Here is an 18,438-nt window from a genome sequence, read left to right as displayed (position 1 = left end):
CACAGGAGCGCACCATGAGCCGATTGGTCTACTTCTCGAGCGTGTCCGGGTACACCGCGCGCTTCGTCGAGAAGCTCGGCCGCGACGCGGACCGGATCCCGCTCTACCCGAGCGAACCCTTCCTCCACGTGGACGAGCCCTACGTCCTGTTCCTGCCCACCTACGGTGGCGGCAACGGCGAGGGTGCGGTCCCCAAGCAGGTCATCAAGTTCCTCAACGACGCGCACAACCGCTCGCTCATCCGCGGTGTGGTCGTCGGCGGCAACACGAACTTCGGCGAGGCCTACGGCCTGGCAGGGGACGTCATCGCGCGGAAGTGCAACGTCCCCCTTCTCTACAGATTCGAACTCTTCGGGACCCCTGACGACGTGTCGGCGGTCAACTCAGGATTGGATGCATTTTGGACGCAGCAGTTGCAGACGTCGATCTGACGTCGCCGCAGACGGGGATGGACTACCACTCCCTCAACGCGATGCTCAACCTCTACGACGCGGACGGCAACATCCAGTTCGACAAGGATCGTGAGGCCGCCAAGCAGTTCTTCCTGCAGCACGTCAACCAGAACACCGTCTTCTTCCACAACCTGAAGGAGCGGCTCGACTACCTGGTCGAGAACGAGTACTACGAAAAAGCGACGATCGACATGTACTCGCTGGACTTCATCCAGCGACTCAACGACCTGGCGTACTCGAAGAAGTTCCGGTTCCAGACGTTCCTCGGCGCGTTCAAGTACTACACGAGCTACACGCTCAAGACGTTCGACGGCAAGCGCTACCTCGAGCGCTTCGAGGACCGCGTCGTCATGACCGCCCTCGGCCTGGCGCAGGGCAACGAGCAGCTCGCCATCGACCTGGTCGAAGAGATCGTCGCCGGCCGCTTCCAGCCCGCCACCCCGACGTTCCTCAACACGGCGAAGGCCCAGCGCGGCGAACTCGTCTCCTGCTTCCTGCTGCGCATCGAAGACAACATGGAGTCGATCTCGCGCGGGATCAACTCGTCGCTGCAGCTCTCGAAGCGCGGCGGCGGCGTGGCCCTGCTGCTCTCCAACATCCGTGAGGCCGGCGCCCCGATCAAGCAGATCGAGAACCAGTCCTCGGGCATCATCCCCGTGATGAAGCTGCTGGAAGACTCCTTCTCCTACGCGAACCAGCTCGGTGCGCGTCAGGGTGCCGGTGCGGTCTACCTCAGCGCCCACCACCCGGACATCATGAAGTTCCTCGACACCAAGCGCGAGAACGCCGACGAGAAGATCCGCATCAAGACGCTGTCCCTCGGCGTCGTCGTGCCGGACATCACGTTCGAGCTCGCGAAGAACAACGAGGACATGTACCTGTTCTCGCCGTACGACGTCGAGAAGGTCTACGGCGTCCCCTTCGGCGACGTCCCGATCTCCGAGAACTACCGCGCGATGGTCGACGACTCGCGCATCAAGAAGACGAAGATCAAGGCGCGTGACTTCTTCACGACCATCGCCGAGATCCAGTTCGAGTCCGGCTACCCGTACATCGTGTTCGAGGACACGGTGAACAAGGCCAACCCGATCAAGGGTCGGATCAACATGTCCAACCTGTGCTCCGAGATCCTGCAGGTCAACACCCCGACGACCTTCAACGAGGACCTGTCCTACAAGGAGATCGGCAAGGACATCTCCTGCAACCTCGGCTCGCTGAACATCGCGCTGACGATGGACTCGCCCGACTTCGGCAAGACCATCGAGACGGCCATCCGCGGCCTGACCTCGGTCTCGCAGATGTCGCACATCACCTCGGTGCGTTCCGTCGAGGACGGCAACGACAAGTCGCACGCCATCGGCCTCGGCCAGATGAACCTGCACGGCTACCTCGCTCGTGAGCGCGTCTACTACGGCTCCGAAGAGGGCATCGACTTCACGAACATCTACTTCTACACGGTGCTGTTCCACGCCCTGCGCGCCTCGAACAACATCGCCATCGAGACCGGCGAGACCTTCGACGGGTTCCGCGACTCGAAGTACGCGTCGGGTGAGTTCTTCGACAAGTACACCGACCAGGCGTGGACCCCCGCGACCGCTCGTGTCGCCTCGCTGTTCGACAACGCGAACATCACGATCCCGACGCAGGAGGACTGGGCCGCACTGAAGGCCTCGGTCCAGGAGCACGGCATCTACAACCAGAACCTGCAGGCAGTCCCGCCGACCGGTTCGATCTCGTACATCAACCACTCGACGTCGTCGATCCACCCGATCGCGTCGAAGATCGAGATCCGCAAGGAAGGCAAGCTCGGCCGCGTCTACTACCCGGCGCCGTTCATGACGAACGACAACCTGGACTACTACCAGGACGCGTACGAGATCGGTGCCGAGAAGATCATCGACACGTACGCCGCGGCGACGCAGCACGTGGACCAGGGCCTGTCCCTGACGCTGTTCTTCAAGGACACCGCCACCACGCGTGACATCAACAAGGCCCAGATCTACGCATGGCGCAAGGGCATCAAGACGATCTACTACATCCGTCTGCGCCAGCTCGCCCTCGAGGGCACCGAGGTCGAGGGCTGCGTCAGCTGCATGCTGTAGAGCTGCTGCTCTCTTCCTGGAGGCGCGGGGCGGGCCCCGCCCCGCGCCTCCAGTCCGTCATCAGATCACCATCTCGAATCCGGAAGACAATCCCATGACCCTCACCGACCCGGTCCACGCCACGGGCAAGTCCATCCCGCTGATCAGTTCGGTCAGTGCCATCAACTGGAACCGCATCCAGGACGACAAGGACGTCGAGGTCTGGAACCGGCTGGTCAACAACTTCTGGCTGCCCGAGAAGGTGCCGCTGTCGAACGACGTGCAGTCGTGGAACACGCTGACGCCGGCGGAGCAGCAGCTCACGATGCGGGTCTTCACCGGCCTGACGCTGCTCGACACCATCCAGGGCACCGTCGGCGCGATCAGCCTGATCCCCGACGCGATCACCCCGCACGAAGAAGCCGTCTACACGAACATCGCGTTCATGGAGTCGGTGCACGCGAAGAGCTACTCGTCGATCTTCTCGACGCTGGCCTCGACGCCCGAGATCGACGACGCCTTCCGCTGGTCCACCGAGAACGTGAACCTGCAGAAGAAGGCCCAGATCGTCCTCGACTACTACACCGGTGACGACCCCCTGAAGCGCAAGGTCGCCTCGACGCTGCTCGAGTCGTTCCTGTTCTACTCCGGCTTCTACCTGCCGATGTACTGGTCCTCGCGCGCCAAGCTCACCAACACGGCCGACCTGATCCGCCTGATCATCCGCGACGAAGCCGTCCATGGGTACTACATCGGGTACAAGTTCCAGAAGGGCCTCGAGGGCGCTTCCGAAGAGCGCAAGCAGGAGATCAAGGACTACACGTTCAACCTGCTGTTCGAGCTCTACGAGAACGAGGTGCAGTACACGCAGGACCTCTACGACCAGGTCGGGCTGACCGAGGACGTCAAGAAGTTCCTGCACTACAACGCCAACAAGGCGCTGATGAACCTGGGCTACGAGCCGATGTTCCCCAAGGAGACGACGGACGTGAACCCGGCGATCCTGTCGGCCCTGTCGCCGAACGCGGACGAGAACCACGACTTCTTCTCGGGGTCGGGGTCGTCGTACGTCATCGGCAAGGCGGAGAAGACCGAGGACGAGGACTGGGACTTCTGATCTCGCTCTGACTCGTGGGGACGCCCCGCTGGCTTCTGCCGGCGGGGCGTCGTCGTTCGCCGGACCGCACTGACGTGTCCGGTCAGCGGGTGGCGGTGGTCGGCGCGGACTCGACGAGGGCGGCGACCTCCTTGGGCCGTGCGTTCTGGTCGTCCATCGAATGCACCCTCGGTCGAGTCCGAGTTCCCCTCGGGGCGATTGGACGGCGCTGTCATCCGGGGCCCGCCCGCAGGCGACGTTGACTGCGCCCGCAGATCTGATGCGCCTGGGCGGAGCAGGCCCTGTCCTGGTGATTCGATGTCGGAGCGGGCCGATTCGTGTGTGCGGTAGCAGGCCAGAGAGATGCTTGGTCCGCTCGCTCGCTCGCTCGGGCTGGCTCCGTGGGGGACCAGCGACACGGGCGACGAGCCTGCGTTAGGTTCGACTGAGACAACACCGCTTTCCATGGGGGGACACAACGGTGACTGGAACGACAGACCTGACCGCGTACGCACTGCCGGACCTGACGTACGACTTCTCCGCGGCCGACGACCTCGCACGACAGTGCGACCTGGCGAAGACTACGGTGGAGCTCCAATCGCCGTCGCGCGCGGCGCTCGTCACGCTGGCCGGCACCGACTTCGCAGGCGGTTTCGCGGAGACCTTCCGGTCGAACGCGCAGATCGCCCAGGAGGACGCGCGCGAGCTCACCACGAAGCTCGGCGAGGTCGCGAGCGGCATCCGTGCGCTCAGCGATGCCGCGCGGGCGGAGAACACCCGCCGGCGCGAGGCCCGGGCCTGGCGCGACCGCGTGATGGCCCGCCGGACTGACCTCGTCGACAGTACTTGGGACCAGATTTTCGGTGAAGAACCCCCGCCGAGCAGTGGCAAGGTCGACGTTCCGGCCTTCCCGAGTACGAGCTACACGGCGCGTACCAGGAGCACGCCGACGCCGGGTGCCGGTCCGGGAACCGGGGGAAGTGTCTCGTCCGCGCGACCAGACCGCCTCCGGGCGTTCGCCTCCGGATCCGCCTCACTGAACGGCAGCCTGCAGGCGCTCCCGGGGCGGATCGCGGCTGCCCTGGCGGCCTTCACCCAGGGGTGCGACTTCGGCCGAGTTGACCTGTCGACGCTCCTCGCGGGCTTCCGGGCCTGGTCGACCGCAAATGAAGGCGACGTGGACTGGGCGAACACGATCGCAGCTGCCTTCGAAGCAGCCGGGGCGAGCGGAGACGTCGTCTCGCTGAACGACACTTCGCTCCTGGCCGCGCTACTGGCGGCGGGGGTGGGCAGGACGCGGACCGACCTCGACTTCGGCGCCCCGTCGTTGCTCGGCGCGGTCCCCACCAGTGGCTTCGCAGCCGACCCCGTGAACACGGCGACCGGCAACTTCGTCGAGCTGGAGCGTGACCTCTCCTTCGCCGGAGGCGCTGAGGGCTTCGAGCTCACGCGGTTGTACAACTCGTTCGACCTCGTCGCTGGTTCTTTCGGTCGCGGGTGGTCCTCAGTCCTCGACAAGCGCCTCGAGGTCCTCGCCGACCATGTTGAGTTGGTGCACGATGACGGCCGACGGAGCACTTTCCCGACCCGGGGCGACATCGCGGTTCGTGCCGTCGGAGAGAACCTGTGGCTGGCACCAGAACCCGACCCGACGGCGGGTTCGACGGTTGACCGTGAGGTGGTCCTCGTCGTCCGTGACAACGCCGGCTCCTGGTGGTCGTTCACATCCCGAGGGGTGTGGATCGCCGCCGGTACCGGGACCGCGGCGACCACCAAGGCCGTGCGGGACGGCGACGACAGGCTCGTGCGGCTCCAGCACCGACGCGGGCGGTTCATCGACTTCCTTCACCGCGACGGGCTGGTCCGTTCGGCGCGCTCCTCCGACGGACGCACGGTCACGTACGACTACGCCGACGACGGTGCACTCAGGTCGGTGACGGGTCCCGGCGGAACGCGGACGTACACATGGGAGGACGGCGGTCGCATCGAGCGGGTGACGGCGGCGGACGGCGTCGTCGAGTGTGCGAACATCTACGACCAGCACGGTCGTGTGCTCCTGCAGACGACTCCGCAAGGCCGCACGATCCGGTTCGCGTACCTTCCCGGACGGGTCACGTCCGTCGCCGATGAGGACGGCACACAGTCGAACACGTGGACATCCGATCGCCACGGTCGCGTGGTCGCAATCACCGACGCGGATGGTCGACGACAGTCGTTGAGCCACGACGAGCACGGGAACCTCGTGGCCTCGACCGCTCGTGACGGATCAGTCGCGGTGCACGAGTACGACGACCGCGGGCGCCTCACCCGCACCGTCGCAGCGGACGGGACCGACACGGTCGTCGCCCACGACGATCACGACCGCGTGCATCGCATCGAGCGCGACGGTCGAAGCGTCTCGTTCACGTACGCCGACCCCTCGGCGACGTACCCCTCGCTCGTCGTCGACGAACGAGGCGCTCGCTTCACGATGAACTGGGTCGATGACCTGCTCGTCCGCGTCGAGGACCCTGAGGGCGTCGTGCTGATGTACGAGTACGACGTTTCGGGTGACCTCGTCGCTGTCACGGACGCGCTGGGCGGGACGACCCTGTACACGCGGGACCACGTTGGTCAAGTGATCACGACCACCACTCCCCTGGGACACCGGACGCGCTTCGAACGTGACGCCGCCGGCCTCGTGACGTCCTGTGAAGCCCCAGACGGTTCCGTGTGGACGTTCGAACGCGACGCGGGGGGTCGTGTCATCTCGGTCGCCGATCCGGTGGGCGGGCAGACAACATACGAGTACGGAACCGGGGGCAGCGTCACGCGCGCCACGGATCCGCTCGGACGGGCGAGCGACGTTCGGTACGACAATCTGGGCAACCTGCACGAGATCCTCCTGCCGGACGGTACTCACTGGAAGATGCTCCACGACGCGCTCTCGCGACTGCGCGAGGTGACGGATCCGGCAGGTGGGCGATGGCTCCGGGAGTATGACGCCGTCGGGCGCCCGACGGCACGGATCGATCCCGCAGGCGTCCGCTCTGTCGTCGAGCAGACAGATCGTCCTGCGGCAGTACCGTTCTTGGACCTCGACCTCGCGGGCCGCGTAGTCGCCGGTACGTCTCCGCTCGGTGACCGTACGACCATCGAGTACGATGTCTGCGGTCGGCTCTCGGCGTGGACCGATGCAGACGATGGCAGGACGATGCTCGGATACGATGCGGACTCGCGGATTGTGGAACGCATCGAGCCCTCGGGTGCCGTCACCACGTTCGAATACGACGCCTGTTCACGGCTGGTTGCGGAACGAGTGCCCGGCATCGGGACGACGCGGTACGGTCACGACCCTGCCGGGCGTCTGGTCACTGTCGACGACTCACCGAACGGTCGCCGGACGATCACCCGGGACATTGCCGGGCAGGCGGTCGCGGTCGACGACGCGCTCGGGCACTCCACGACCTTCCACCGGGACGTCCTCGGGCGGGTCACGCAGATGGTCGGGCCCTCCGGCGGGCGCACGCTGAACACCTGGACCGGGCTCGGTGACATGGCGTCGACGACCGACCCGATGAGCCGCGCCGTGACGTGGACTCGGGACGCAGCCGGCCGACCGACGGCCCGCACGAATCCCGATGGCCACACGACCACGTGGACCCACGACCCAGCAGGGCGGCTGACCGAGGTCCGTCAGGACGGCCGACTCGTTGCGGCAGTCGCGCGGGACGAGTCCGGCCGATCGATCACGATCACCGACAGGACTCACCCCGACGGCGAGCAGACCGAGCACCGGCTGGAGTACGGCGCCCGGCACGAACTACTCCGGCGCACGACGACTCGTGCCGGGCGGAGCATGACGACCGGATGGGAGTACGACGCCGCTGGCAACCAGCGCGCGATAACCACGCCGGACGGCGTCAGGACCGAGTACGACCGTGGTCGTGCAGGCATCCTGACCGGCATGAGGCGGCCCGACTTCCCCGACGCCTCGTTCCGGTACGACGGTGACGGCCGGCTGACCGAGGTCGTCGCCGGGTCCGTGGGTCAGTCGTGGCAGTACCGCGATGGCTTCGTCGTCGGGCATGTGTCAGACGGGCGGAAGACCACGCTCGAGCGCGACAGCCGAGGGCGCGTCGCTGCCGTGCGCGATCCGGACGGGATGACCGTGACGTACGAGTACGACGAGGCGTCGCAGTTGGTTGCCGCGACCGGGACGACCGCGTCGACCTGGACCTACGATCGCTCCGGCCGGATGGTCGAGGAGCGAGACGCATTCGTGAACACCTCGTACCTGCACGACGCCACCGGAGCGCTCCTGCAAACCGAAAGCCGAGGCGACGGGACCGCGGTCGTCCGGTTCGAGTACGACAGCTCAGGCAGGCGTGTCCTCGCCGCAACCGACGACGGCACCACCACGTACGTGTGGGACGAGCTCGGTCAGCTCCGCACAGTCGTGCGTGCAGACGGGGTGGGCGTGAAGCGCTCCGACCTGTGGGTCAACGCTCTCGGTGAACTCGCCGAGGTCAACGGCACGACGCTTTGCTGGGATCCGACGGCACCCGTGCCCACCCTGCTGGCGATCGGTGACGTTCCGATCGTCACCGCGCCCGGGATGCTCGGCGTCGACGGGAGCTGGATCACCTCGGGGTGGCGTCGTTCTCGCTCCGCGCAGCTACACGACCCGTGGTTCTCGACCGACGTCGCGACGTCACCGCGCCTCCCGGACGGCATCGAGGTCAGTCCGACCGGCACCGTCCTGGTCGGTGGACTCGAGCTGAGCGGAGCACGAGCGTACGATCCGTCGGTACGGTCGTTCCTGTCCCCAGATCCCCTGCCCCCGGTGGCGGGTGCGGCCTGGGCCGACAACCCGTACGCCTTCTCTGGCAACGACCCGGTCAACCAGACCGACCCGACCGGACTCCGACCGATCACGGACGCGGAACTCGCGGCGTACGGAGCCGGCCGACAGGGCTTGCTCGGGATCTCGTACCACTTGTCGAACAACGGCGCCTTCTCGATGGACGGGGACCTGCACGCCTCGCACGCCTTGTCATGGCTGCTCGGCATGTCGCTCCTCGACCCACGCATGCCGGGCCCAGGCGTCGTCCTCGGCGCGCTCAGTCCGCTCCCGCTGGTCGGTATCCCTGTCGGCATGGCAGCGGACTTCTACGCCGGGACCGTCCTGACGAGTGGGCAGGGTGAGATGCTCTTCGGGTGGGCGACGGGCACGTCACCTCGGACGTTGCTCTACGGATCGGACAGCAAGATGACGCAGGTCGTGAGGAACGAGCTGCCGGGTGACCAGCGCAGGGACATCCTCGACGATCTGAAGGACACGGGCGTCGCGACCGGGTACGGCTACCAGGCGGGACCCGCGTCGTTGACGAACCAGAACCTCCTCCGGGACATCCGCACGGTTGTCACCTGGCCGGTGGCGTCTGAACGGGATCGCACGCTCTTGGCCCTCGGGACGTACGACGTTGACGCGAAGGTCGTGTCGAAGGGCGACGACGGAACCACCGTGGTCGAGTACACGGCGACGAACGAGACCACGCTCGGCTCCGCCCTGCGGATTCCCGGGCTCGACTACGACGCGTTGAACCGAGCCGCTGGAGACCACGGTCCGTTCTCGCGGGTGACGGAGCGGTTCACGTGGACGGAGAAGGTGAAGTTGTGACTAGACACCTGGTGGGCGTCGCGACCTCGATCGCGGTGCTGGCGATGTTGTTGACCGGTTGCGCCGTCACGGCACAGCCCGAGCCGCAGGACTACGCCGGCACTTGGGTGCTCGAGGGTGCGGACGGCGACGGAGCGGCGGAGTTCACCGTGTCGGCGGATCGAACGTTCACGGCGCGCAACATCCCGATCGACCTCGCGTGCCGGACCAGGAACGCTGCGACGAGCCCTCCGGGCTGCGCGGGCGGCGGGGACTCGGCGAGCTTCTCCGGACGCTGGAAGGTGGCCGACGGGGACTCGACCGGCATTCGGTTCTACTTCGATGACCGCTTCGTGCGCCAGGGTTACTCGACCAACGGCGGACTCGGTTTCTACGTCGGATCACTCGATGTGCCGCGTCCCGACTACCTCTTCGTCCGTTCGTCATCGGACTGACCGGAAGCCTCTCACGCAGCCCGTCCGGTCACTGTCCCGAAGCACTCGACTCGCTCGCGCAGATCGTCGCAGACGGGAAAATGGGGCCATGACCGTCCTGACTCGCACACGTCTGCGCGGCGCCGTCGTGACCATGCTCGCGGCCGTGGAGCTCGCGACGACCGGATGCGCCTCGGGCGGCGCCGGCAGAGGAGACGACGGTGACCGGAGAGGACACGCGAGACGCGGCCGGCAAGACGCAGGCACAGGTCGCGAATCTGTCGTTGAAGGACGAGTTTGACTCGGCCGGCGAGCGGTACGAGCACGGGCAGGCGGTCCTCGCCGCCGCGCAGCAGCAGATCTCGGACGGCGCCTGGTACTGGAACGGTGGAGACGTCCGCCCGCTGCCGGCCGGCGACGCCGCGTTCGGCGAGGCACCGGACGGCGCGACCGGCGCGGAGCAGAACCTCGAACTGAGGCAGCGCTACTTCGATGAAGAAGGATGGCGGTCGCGCAGCGCGAAGGTCGGGACGGACCACGAGGTCCGGGCCGGGGTGACCTGGAGCGTCCGGCCGAACGGGCAGTACTCGCTCGGCGTGTACAGCGAGGCGGTGCCAGCTGGCGCCGCGCCTCCCGTCCGTCGTTTCTCACGTGATCGCGTGCAGTCGCGCAGTCAACTGCGCCCGACCACTCAGCGCGACACCGTCTCCGGTACCGCGCCACCCCAACCGTTGAACCCGCCGTAAACGACCTTCACCGGGACGGCTTGCGCCCGGTCTGCCACGTACCGGTACACGCCTCCCGGACGGCCGAGCCACATCGTCTGCGCGGTCGTTGCGGTCGTCGCCACGGTCCGGAGTTCCACCACGTACTGCCCGGAGGGGATCTGGAACTGCGCGGTCTGCTCGCTGTCGAGCAGCGTCGAGAACCGGGTCGAGAACGACGCACCGGTCGTCGCGTTCGTCACCGTGACGGTCGCGCCGCTCAGCTGCGCCGACGGGGTGCGGGACGCCGAAGCCGCGTAGACGACAAGGTCGTAGTCGCTGTGTGCGTAGTGCCGTGACAACGTGACTTGGGAAGCCGGGAGCGTTCCTCGCTGCTGGTACACCCGGGTCTTCCAGACGGCGGGCGACGCCGTTCCGCTGGCGTACGCCTCGATGCGGTACTTCCCGGTGCTCAACCCGACGAACCGGTACTGGCCTGTGCTGTCCGAGGTTGTTGTGAACACCTGCGAGGTGTCCTCGTTCCAGGCGTACATCAGGCGGTCGGCGGCGGGTCCCGTGGGGCCGACCACGCCGCCCTGCACGGTGGCACCGATCACGAGCGGCACGGTGACCGCGACTGTCGAACCGCCGCGGACCGCGATGCCCGAGCGGATTCCGGGGGCGTAGGTCTCGGTTCCGTGCGGCGGGAGTTGCTGCGTCGTCACCGTGACGGTGTCCGGTGCGGGGATGCCGGTGAACGTCGCGGCGCCGTCATCGTCGGTCGTGGCGTTCCCGACGACGACGTCGGTGCCGATCGCTGCGAGTTCGACGTCCGCCAGCCGGATCGCGGTGCCGTCCGGCGTTGCGAGCTGCACGGTGATCGTTCCGGATCCGGCCGCAGTCGCTGGTGGCGCGAGGCCGATCAGCGCGCCTGCTGCCAGCGCAACGGCCAGTGTCGTCCCCGTGATCAGTCGCATCGCGTTCCCCGATGGTCGGCCAGCCGTGCGTTGCCAGGGACTGTACGCGCACGGCGGCCGGGCGGCGGGGCAGGCACGTCGCAGCAGCGGTCACGCGGAAGCCGTCCCGGCTTCGACGGGCGTCACGAGGTGCGGGTCGCACCGATCGCCCAGACGCGGGGCGGTTCGGCACCGTTGACCGAGTGGTCACCGATGATCCGTGCCTTGAACACCCACGGGTTGTGGCTGCCGGCGGTGCGAGCGTTCCGCCAGTGCCGGTCGAGGTTCTTCGTCGTGCTCACCCCGGACGCCGCGAGCGCGTCGAACAGGTGCGAGGTCGCCGTCGTCGCCAGGGTGGTCAGCGCCACCTGCGCCTGCGCGGTCGCGAGTTCGGCGCGGCCGTTGCGGCGCTCGTCCTCGGCGGTGTCGAGCCCGGCTCCCTCGTACGCACCCTGCAGGGCTGCGGCGGCCCGGTCGACGATGGCGGTGGCGGCGAACCCGGCCGCCGACACTTCGCCGACGACCTGCAGGATCTGCGGGTCGGACGCGAACGTGTCGGCGTTGCCGTGTGAGAAGACGCGGGTGCGGTTGCGGACCTCGCGCGCGATCTCCCGTTCGCCTGCGAGGACGGACCCGGCGAGGACGCTCAACAGCACGCCCTGGTAGAACGCCGTCTGGTACTTGAACCGCTCGTCGAAGGGGATCACCGCGTCGGCCTGCACGACGGCGTCGTCGAAGGTGCTGGTGCCGGAGCCGGTGGTGCGCTGCCCGAACCCGTCCCAGTCGTCGGTGTGAGTGACCCCGGGCTGGTGCGCGTCGACGATCGCGATGACCCGCTCGCCGGTGTCCGTCCGTTCGGCGTAGGTGTCGATCCAGTCGGCGAAGATGCTGCCGGTCGAGTAGTACTTCTGCCCGGTGATCCGGAACGTCCCGTCCTGCTGCGGGGTCACCTTCGTGATCACGTCGCCGACCTGCACTGACCCGACTTCTGTCCACGAGTTGCCGGCGATCTCACCGCGGCCGAAGCGGTCCAGCCACCCCTCGCGTTCCCCGGTCCGTGCGACCAGCCGGTCTTCCACCAGCGCGAAGTGACCGCGGAGCGCCTGGGGGATGTTGCTGTCAGCGGTGGCGAGTTCGGTCAGCAGGCGGAACAGCTGGGGCAGGGTCGCCCCGGCTCCGCCGTGGGCGACGGGGACGCGGACGGCGCCGAATCCTGCGGCGGCGAGTTCGCGGATCTCCTCGAACGGGAGGCGGTGGTCGCGTTCGCGCTCGGACGCGCCGGCAGCGATGCGGTCGATGATCGGACGGAAACGGGCGAGGAGCTCGTCGTCGGCGCCCTCGTCGATCGTGCGGTCGGCGGTCTGGTTGCTGATGGTCACGAGGACTCCTTCGTGGTCTGGGTTGCTGCCTGTCGCGTGGTGTGGCGCCGTGTGGTGTCGATTCGTCTGGTGTGGGCGGACAGCCCGACCAGATGTGCGCAATGGCGAGACTGTGGCATCGCCGAACGCCCGCGAGAAGGGTTGTGTCGATGTGTGTCGGGGGGTCACTTCCCATGACACGTGACTGCGCAGCGACGAGGTGGGGCTTCGCAGCAGCGCCTTCGCAGTGCTGCGCGTGTGCGATGGCCGCGGAGCTCGTCGGACGAAGACGGGCATGCTCTTCCGAGAAACCCGCGTCGGCGACGCTCAGAGCAGCGCGCATCAACGAGGGAGCACGCACCCGCCAGAGGACCGGCCGCTGCCTTGCTTGGTGTGGGCGAAAGCCGTGGTCTCGGCGTCGTTCACTCCGGTGACGTTCAGGCCGGCGGGGTCGTCCCTGCGCCTTCGGTGTCGTCCGCGCCCGCAAGACCTGTCCCGGCCTGGTCGAGGTTCTCGCGTGGGTCGCCCATGTCTCCGGTCGCAGCGCCGGTGGGGGACCGCCCGAAGTGTTTACGGACGGCGTTCGCCTCGGCGAGGGACAAGGTGCGTCCTGCTCCGAGGGACGGAGCGCCCTTGATCGCGTCCTTCGTGTACCCGACGTGCACGTCCGTGCCGTCGAACGTGGCGTCGTCGGCGGGGACGAGCGCCTGGTGACGCCCGAGCAGTCCGGTTGCGACACAGACGTAGGCCGCACTGCCGTCCTCGTCGGAGGGGAACACCTGCACGACCTTGCCGACTGACACGCCGTTGCGATCCCGGACAGTCGCACTCTCGACCTGGTGGATGACGCCCTTGGTGATCATGAACGTAGTCAACGCCCTCGAGTCTGACGCTTCGCAGACGCCGTCCTCCAGGCCGGCGGTCAGGACCCGTGCGCCGATGGTGACGGAGAGACACACTGTCGTGGTCGGCACCCCGGTGCCAACGTGCCTCGTCGGCGCAACCGCGGCCGTGCCTCCAGGCCGGATCGAGAGTGGCGCACGCGGCGGACGCGACACGAACGGCATCGGCGGGGATACCGGACAGCATCCATGGGGCGGACGAAATCGACGCGGATGCGGTGGACGCGGGGCAAGCAGAGGTGGCCAAGCCGCTCATCGAACACTGGGGCGGCGACGAATGGGCCGCAGTCGGCCGGGACTTCAGTTCGGATCACAAGCAGGATCCGACCGCCCCAGGATTTGGTGCCACGAGTTTCGGCTCCGACGGAGCATCGGGTCTCAACCCCGTCCACGACCATGGAGTCCATACCTGGTACGGCGGCGGTTACCTCGACGAGGACACGCAGTCGCTCCAGAACGTGGGCTATGCCACGACCGGCCAGCCCGAACGGCTCACGAGATGATTGTGCGAACGTCGCAGACACAGCGCAATCTGAGTGGAGTTCCCAGATGAAAGTACCTCGACGGAAAGCCGTCATCGTCCTCCCGTCTGTAGGAGCGGTACTGCTCGCGGTCGCCGTCCTCGCCGGCTGCAGCTCCGGGCTCGGGAAGACCCCGGAGCGGGCGAAGCAGTCGATCGTCACGTTCGTCGAGGGTTCGACGGACGTTGTCGGTGACGGTTGGGAACCCAACGACGGTCCACGGCTGGGGAAGTGCGGACTCGGCCTCGGGACCGGCGGCGTCCAGTACGTCTACGCCAAGGTCCGCGCTGCCAGCGCTGATCCAAAGGCCGACGTCAAGGCGGTGGAACAGCACTGGAAGGAGCTCGGGGTCACGACCGAGCGGTACCAGACCGGCGGCGAGGACCCGATCCTCGGCGTCCGGGGCAGGGGTGGTCCGGTGAGCTCCTCCGACTTCCGTGCGGATCCCCGCGGGTACACGATCGACGGCAGCTCGCAGTGCATCGCGGGGGACTTCGACAAAATGAGCCTCGACAGCCAGGAATGACGAACTCGGGCTGACCGACGGTCAGGCAGGCGATGGGTGAGTCCCCGCCGACGCGATCTGCCCGCCGGAGCCGAGCCGTGCCTCCGGGGCGGACCGAGACCTGATCGCCTGCCGGACGCGACACGAAGGGCAGCCCGCCCTGTTGCCGAGGCGAGCCGTCCTGTGCGGCCGGGCCGCTCGCGCGATACCGGCACGGCGACGCTGGCGAGCTCGCCCGGCACGATGTCCGTATCCGCGGGCCTGCGCCGAGCTTCCCGAGCGCCGTCTCCGTGCCAGCGGTGCCACGCCCGAGTCCTGAACCTCGTCGTGGAAGACGGTGAAGGCGGGCTTGTCGAGCTAGAAGATGTGGACCCCGGCGGCCTTCCCTTCGGAACGTTGACCGAATGTGCCCAGATGGCATCGCACCCGCAAGCTAGATCGCTTGGTCCGAAACTGGTACACAGGTACTCCACACAACAGATTGGAGTTCGAAGATGAAGTTCAAAACGAAGCTCGCGGGTTCGGCCGCAGCCATCCTGGTCGGCAGCACGCTCCTGCTCGCTACGCCGGCGCAGGCTGCTCAGGCGTCCTATGAAAAGTCGAGTGCGATGGCAGAGGTCGTCGCGAACCAGGGGGCCCCGTCGATGACCTCTGAGCCAGAGCAGCGCGGGGTGGTCGGCGTCGCGAAGGCTCTGGCAGCAGGGTTCAAGGCGGCCAGCGCACCGCAGGCGGCGGGGAACGTCGCGCGTCTCGCGAGCATCCTCGGTTTCGCCGCGGACACACCGCAGCCCTCGGCACAGCTCGAGTCCGCCTACTTCGATCGCTGACGAGTAGGAGGGGCCCGTCCCAGTGGGCGGGTCCCTCCCTCCGGGAGAACTATGCACAAGACCTTGCTCGCAGCTGCGGGAGTGGCAGTCGCCGGAACGTTCGGCGCGTGCGCACTCGTGCTGGCTGGTCCGGTCACGCCGATCAAGTTCGATGTTGGCCCGGTGGTGTCCCTGCTGAATCCGCACCTCTCTCAGAACTGGCAGCTCTTCGCGCCGGATCCCATCAGTGATGAGCGCGGTGTGGTTGCTCGCGTCCGGTGCCAAAACGAGGTGACGCATTGGACCGACATCTCGTCGTCCGCCATCGCGCGGACCCAATCGTCGAGGTTCTTCCCGGATCGCGAGAGCCGGATCGTCAGCAATGCGCTCGTCGAGCGCTTTGCGCAAGACGACATCAGCAAGCGGCTTGAGGCCAGGGGCAAGGAGGACCTTGCGCCCTCCGACGTCGGCGCGCAGCGACGGGCGGAGCGGGTTCTGGCTCGCTACGCGGCGCTACAGATCCCGTGCCCATCGGCACTCGGCGTTGCTGACGGGCCGTCCGCTGTGCAACTCCGATACGTCGTCCAGTCGCTCGCGCCGTGGTCGAAGCGCGATGAAGGGTCAGCACGCGCAGAGCCTCGCATCACGGACTCCGAATGGATTCCCTTGTGATCCGCGCGCTCGGTTCCCGAGTCAGCGTCGTTGCCGACTGGATGGTGGATGCGCCTCGTGCGACGACCGCCCTGAGCCTGCTTAGGGCGGTCGTCGGGGTGGTGTCGACGGCGTTCTACATCCGGCAGTACGCAGGGCGACTTGAGTTCTTTGGCCCGGACGGTGTCTACGGGCTCGAAGGCATCCGCGATTACACGGCCGGTATCGGGACCTGGAGCCTCTACGCCGCGTCGGATTCGGCGGTGTTCTTCGAGGTCATCTTCCACATCGGCCTGGTGGTCGCGTTGCTTGTCACGCTCGGTGTGGGTGGCCGTCCGGTCCTCGCGGCCCACTACGTGCTCCTCTGGTCGCTCTACATGGCGAACCCGGCTTTCATGGACGGTGGTGACGCCCTAGCCGCGACAGCAGTGCTCTTCCTCTTGCTGACCAGGTGCTATTCGGCCTTCACCATCCTCAAAGGACGGCGAAGGCCGGAGGGGGGCCCGATCGCGTCCGTCCTCAACAACACGGGGCTCCTGCTCCTGGTGACCCAGGTGACTGTCGTCTATCTCATGGCCGGGTTGTACAAGGTGCAAGGTGAACTCTGGCAAGACGGCACTGCGCTGTACTACATCCTCAACGTCCCAGAGTTCTTTCTCCCAGAGCTCACGCCGTTGCTCGTGCAGTCGGACTGGCTGATGGTCATCAGCGCCTACGCCACTGTCCTGACGTCAGTGTTCTTCCCCGTGCTCGTCTTCTTCCGCGCGGGGAGGCCTGTGGCTGTCACGGCAATGCTCACATTCCACCTGGCGATTGCCTTGCTCATGGGTCTGACGTCGTTCGCCATCGTGATGGCCGCGTACGACCTCCTCTTCGTGAATGCCCACGTCGTGAGTCTTCACCGCCGAGCTCGGTCGTTGTGGAACGGTGCATTGGCCCGCATCTCGACCCGCTTTCAAGGAGGGACACCTGGTGCGGAATCCGCTTGAGAGCTCCGGGCTCTGGCGTGCGAGTCTTCGCACAGCTGACGGCTGGCGAACCGTCCGCGAGCCCCGTGGGCCCTACGCCACTGCCTCGATGCTGGAGTGGGGGAGCATCACGAAGGGACTCGTGGGCACGACGGCTTGGCTCACACTCGAGGTCGAGCGGCCGGTCGCGTACTACCTCCCCGGTGTGCCCGACGCCGACATGACCGTTGCTGACCTCGTGCACCACACCTCGGGTTTGCCACGGCTTCCGGCCGCGATGCGCGACCTACTGTTCGGCGACCCGTACCGAGAGGCCGTCGGCGTTCCCCTGGAACATGCAGTCGCGGAGCCGGTCACGCCCCGAGGGCAGTTCGAGTACTCGAACCTGGGGTACGCGCTCCTGGGCGCAGTGCTCGACGAGGTGCACGGCGACTGGTTCGCCGCTGTGCGCCAGCACGTCCTCGAGCTGGCTGGGATCAGCTCTGCGGCACTCGTTCCAGCTCCAGCAGACCGGGTGGTGCCAAAGCTCTTCGGTCGTGCGATCAAGCCGTGGGCGCTCGGGGAGTCGTCGTTTGCGGCGGCAGGCGGCGTTTGGTCCACGTTCGACGACCTCTGTCGCTACGCCGATTGGGCGCTCGAGTCCGGAGCAGGGCACTCCCGCACGGTGAGCTGGCAGCGGGAAGGGGCATCGACTTGGATCAACGGCGAGGTGCGAGCGGCCGGAGCGGTCATCGCCAACGCGGCAGGAGTCACCGCCGTGGTCCACACGCTCGCGAAGGCTCCGCATGCGGCCGACACGATCGCCACGGCGCTCATCGAGCGGGAAGTGCGGGAGACATGCAACGGCTGATGATTGCACCGAGGCCCAGCGCCCGCGGTCGGCGCACGCGCGAGGGGCTTTTCGCAGCCATCGCAGCTGCGTTCCCCGTCGTCGTCGAGGTTGCGCTCACCAGCGCCTGGTGGGATCGGCTACCCGAACGGATCGCGACGTCGTTCGGCCCCGACGGCAGCCCGAGCGGGTACGGAACACCGTTGGGAACCGCGATCCTGCTCGCGGCGATACAGGCGCTGTTCCTCGTGGCGGCGGTCGGGTCCGCCTTCGTTCGAGACCGGCGCAGAGGTCGCATCTCATGTGCGGTCACCGCAGGGTTCGTCGCGGCGCTCGCGATGAGTTGGCTGATCATCGTGGGATTGGCGTCTTCGGCGTTGAGCGCGACGGCTTGGTGGCTTCTCGCGGCGGCACCCGCGTGGGCCGTTGTTCCGTACTGGCTGCTCTCCGCCGCGAGGGACTGAAAGCGGGTCGTTGGGACAGCGACCGGGTCGAGGGGCAGTAAAAGGCGAGGGCAGTACCAACGCGACCTGT

16 protein-coding genes are annotated in these 18,438 nt (G+C 67.2%); 13 read left to right on the top strand and 3 right to left on the bottom strand.

Features of this window, described 5'->3' with window-relative positions; all coding sequences use genetic code 11:
• The first annotated feature begins 14 nt into the window (after positions 1–14).
• The 6 genes from nrdI (at position 15) to EDF51_RS10500 (ending at position 10,450) form a co-directional block, all read left to right on the top strand.
• Positions 15–431 carry a class Ib ribonucleoside-diphosphate reductase assembly flavoprotein NrdI gene (nrdI, locus tag EDF51_RS10525; protein WP_071291227.1) on the top strand — a complete coding sequence of 139 codons (417 nt, stop codon included), beginning with the start codon at positions 15–17 and terminating at the stop codon, positions 429–431.
• 17 nt (positions 432–448) lie between these two features.
• On the top strand, positions 449–2,554 hold the full coding sequence (gene nrdE, locus EDF51_RS10520) for a class 1b ribonucleoside-diphosphate reductase subunit alpha (protein ID WP_134194811.1): 2,106 nt from the start codon (positions 449–451) through the stop codon (positions 2,552–2,554).
• Between the two features lie 94 nt (positions 2,555–2,648).
• On the top strand, positions 2,649–3,650 hold the full coding sequence (gene nrdF / locus EDF51_RS10515) for a class 1b ribonucleoside-diphosphate reductase subunit beta (RefSeq protein ID WP_111086559.1): 1,002 nt from the start codon (positions 2,649–2,651) through the stop codon (positions 3,648–3,650).
• A gap of 460 nt (positions 3,651–4,110) precedes the next feature.
• Positions 4,111–9,291, top strand: coding sequence for a DUF6531 domain-containing protein (locus EDF51_RS10510; protein ID WP_134194809.1), 5,181 nt, complete (start codon positions 4,111–4,113; stop codon positions 9,289–9,291).
• Positions 9,288–9,725 (top strand): hypothetical protein, encoded by a 438-nt coding sequence (locus tag EDF51_RS10505; RefSeq protein ID WP_134194807.1) that lies wholly within the window; start codon positions 9,288–9,290, stop codon positions 9,723–9,725. The genes EDF51_RS10510 and EDF51_RS10505 overlap by 4 nt, the downstream gene beginning before the upstream one ends.
• 200 nt (positions 9,726–9,925) lie before the next feature.
• Positions 9,926–10,450, top strand: coding sequence for a hypothetical protein (locus EDF51_RS10500; protein WP_123341231.1), 525 nt, complete (start codon positions 9,926–9,928; stop codon positions 10,448–10,450).
• On the opposite strand, the gene EDF51_RS10495 is transcribed toward EDF51_RS10500, so the two are convergent.
• From EDF51_RS10495 to EDF51_RS10485, 3 genes are all read right to left on the bottom strand, one after another.
• Positions 10,396–11,283, bottom strand: a complete 888-nt coding sequence (locus tag EDF51_RS10495) for a carboxypeptidase-like regulatory domain-containing protein (RefSeq protein ID WP_159572678.1) — start codon at positions 11,281–11,283, stop codon at positions 10,396–10,398. The two genes, EDF51_RS10500 and EDF51_RS10495, sit on opposite strands and share 55 nt — an antisense overlap.
• Before the next feature lie 224 nt (positions 11,284–11,507).
• Complete coding sequence (locus tag EDF51_RS10490) at positions 11,508–12,743, bottom strand: acyl-CoA dehydrogenase family protein (protein WP_123341229.1); 1,236 nt, start codon at positions 12,741–12,743, stop codon at positions 11,508–11,510.
• A gap of 416 nt (positions 12,744–13,159) precedes the next feature.
• Positions 13,160–13,585, bottom strand: coding sequence for a hypothetical protein (locus tag EDF51_RS10485; protein WP_123341228.1), 426 nt, complete (start codon positions 13,583–13,585; stop codon positions 13,160–13,162).
• A 170-nt stretch (positions 13,586–13,755) separates the two neighbouring features.
• Here EDF51_RS10485 and EDF51_RS10480 point away from each other — a divergent pair, with 170 nt between their 5' ends.
• The 7 genes from EDF51_RS10480 to EDF51_RS10450 all read left to right on the top strand — a co-directional run bounded on the left by EDF51_RS10480 (position 13,756) and on the right by EDF51_RS10450 (position 18,368).
• Positions 13,756–14,127, top strand: coding sequence for a hypothetical protein (locus tag EDF51_RS10480; RefSeq protein ID WP_123341227.1), 372 nt, complete (start codon positions 13,756–13,758; stop codon positions 14,125–14,127).
• 46 nt (positions 14,128–14,173) lie between these two features.
• Complete coding sequence (locus EDF51_RS10475; RefSeq protein ID WP_123341226.1) at positions 14,174–14,671, top strand: hypothetical protein; 498 nt, start codon at positions 14,174–14,176, stop codon at positions 14,669–14,671.
• 473 nt (positions 14,672–15,144) lie between these two features.
• On the top strand, positions 15,145–15,477 hold the full coding sequence (locus tag EDF51_RS10470) for a hypothetical protein (protein ID WP_123341225.1): 333 nt from the start codon (positions 15,145–15,147) through the stop codon (positions 15,475–15,477).
• A gap of 51 nt (positions 15,478–15,528) precedes the next feature.
• The gene (locus tag EDF51_RS10465; protein ID WP_131847149.1) at positions 15,529–16,128 is read left to right on the top strand and encodes a DUF5819 family protein; all 600 of its coding nucleotides are present in this window, start codon (positions 15,529–15,531) and stop codon (positions 16,126–16,128) included.
• Positions 16,125–17,096, top strand: a complete 972-nt coding sequence (locus EDF51_RS10460) for an HTTM domain-containing protein (protein ID WP_159572674.1) — start codon at positions 16,125–16,127, stop codon at positions 17,094–17,096. Before EDF51_RS10465 ends, EDF51_RS10460 begins: the two co-directional genes overlap by 4 nt.
• A complete protein-coding gene (locus tag EDF51_RS10455) occupies positions 17,035–17,925 on the top strand; it encodes a serine hydrolase domain-containing protein (RefSeq protein WP_134194805.1) in 891 nt (296 codons plus the stop codon). The genes EDF51_RS10460 and EDF51_RS10455 overlap by 62 nt, the downstream gene beginning before the upstream one ends.
• A complete protein-coding gene (locus EDF51_RS10450; RefSeq protein ID WP_134194803.1) occupies positions 17,913–18,368 on the top strand; it encodes a DUF1648 domain-containing protein in 456 nt (151 codons plus the stop codon). Before EDF51_RS10455 ends, EDF51_RS10450 begins: the two co-directional genes overlap by 13 nt.
• Positions 18,369–18,438 lie beyond the last annotated feature (70 nt).

It is taken from the genome of Curtobacterium sp. PhB25 (assembly GCF_004365375.1).
Taxonomy (GTDB): domain Bacteria; phylum Actinomycetota; class Actinomycetes; order Actinomycetales; family Microbacteriaceae; genus Curtobacterium.
This window is presented reverse-complemented; position numbering and strand designations above follow the sequence as displayed.

Coding starts and splice junctions, on each gene's coding strand:
- nrdI (WP_071291227.1), top strand. CDS start 15: ATGAGCCGATTGGTCTACTTCTCGAGCGTGTCCGGGTACACCGCGCGC.
- nrdE (WP_134194811.1), top strand. CDS start 449: ATGGACTACCACTCCCTCAACGCGATGCTCAACCTCTACGACGCGGAC.
- nrdF (WP_111086559.1), top strand. CDS start 2,649: ATGACCCTCACCGACCCGGTCCACGCCACGGGCAAGTCCATCCCGCTG.
- EDF51_RS10485 (WP_123341228.1), bottom strand. CDS start 13,585: ATGATCACCAAGGGCGTCATCCACCAGGTCGAGAGTGCGACTGTCCGG.
- EDF51_RS10475 (WP_123341226.1), top strand. CDS start 14,174: ATGAAAGTACCTCGACGGAAAGCCGTCATCGTCCTCCCGTCTGTAGGA.
- EDF51_RS10470 (WP_123341225.1), top strand. CDS start 15,145: ATGAAGTTCAAAACGAAGCTCGCGGGTTCGGCCGCAGCCATCCTGGTC.
- EDF51_RS10465 (WP_131847149.1), top strand. CDS start 15,529: ATGCACAAGACCTTGCTCGCAGCTGCGGGAGTGGCAGTCGCCGGAACG.
- EDF51_RS10450 (WP_134194803.1), top strand. CDS start 17,913: ATGCAACGGCTGATGATTGCACCGAGGCCCAGCGCCCGCGGTCGGCGC.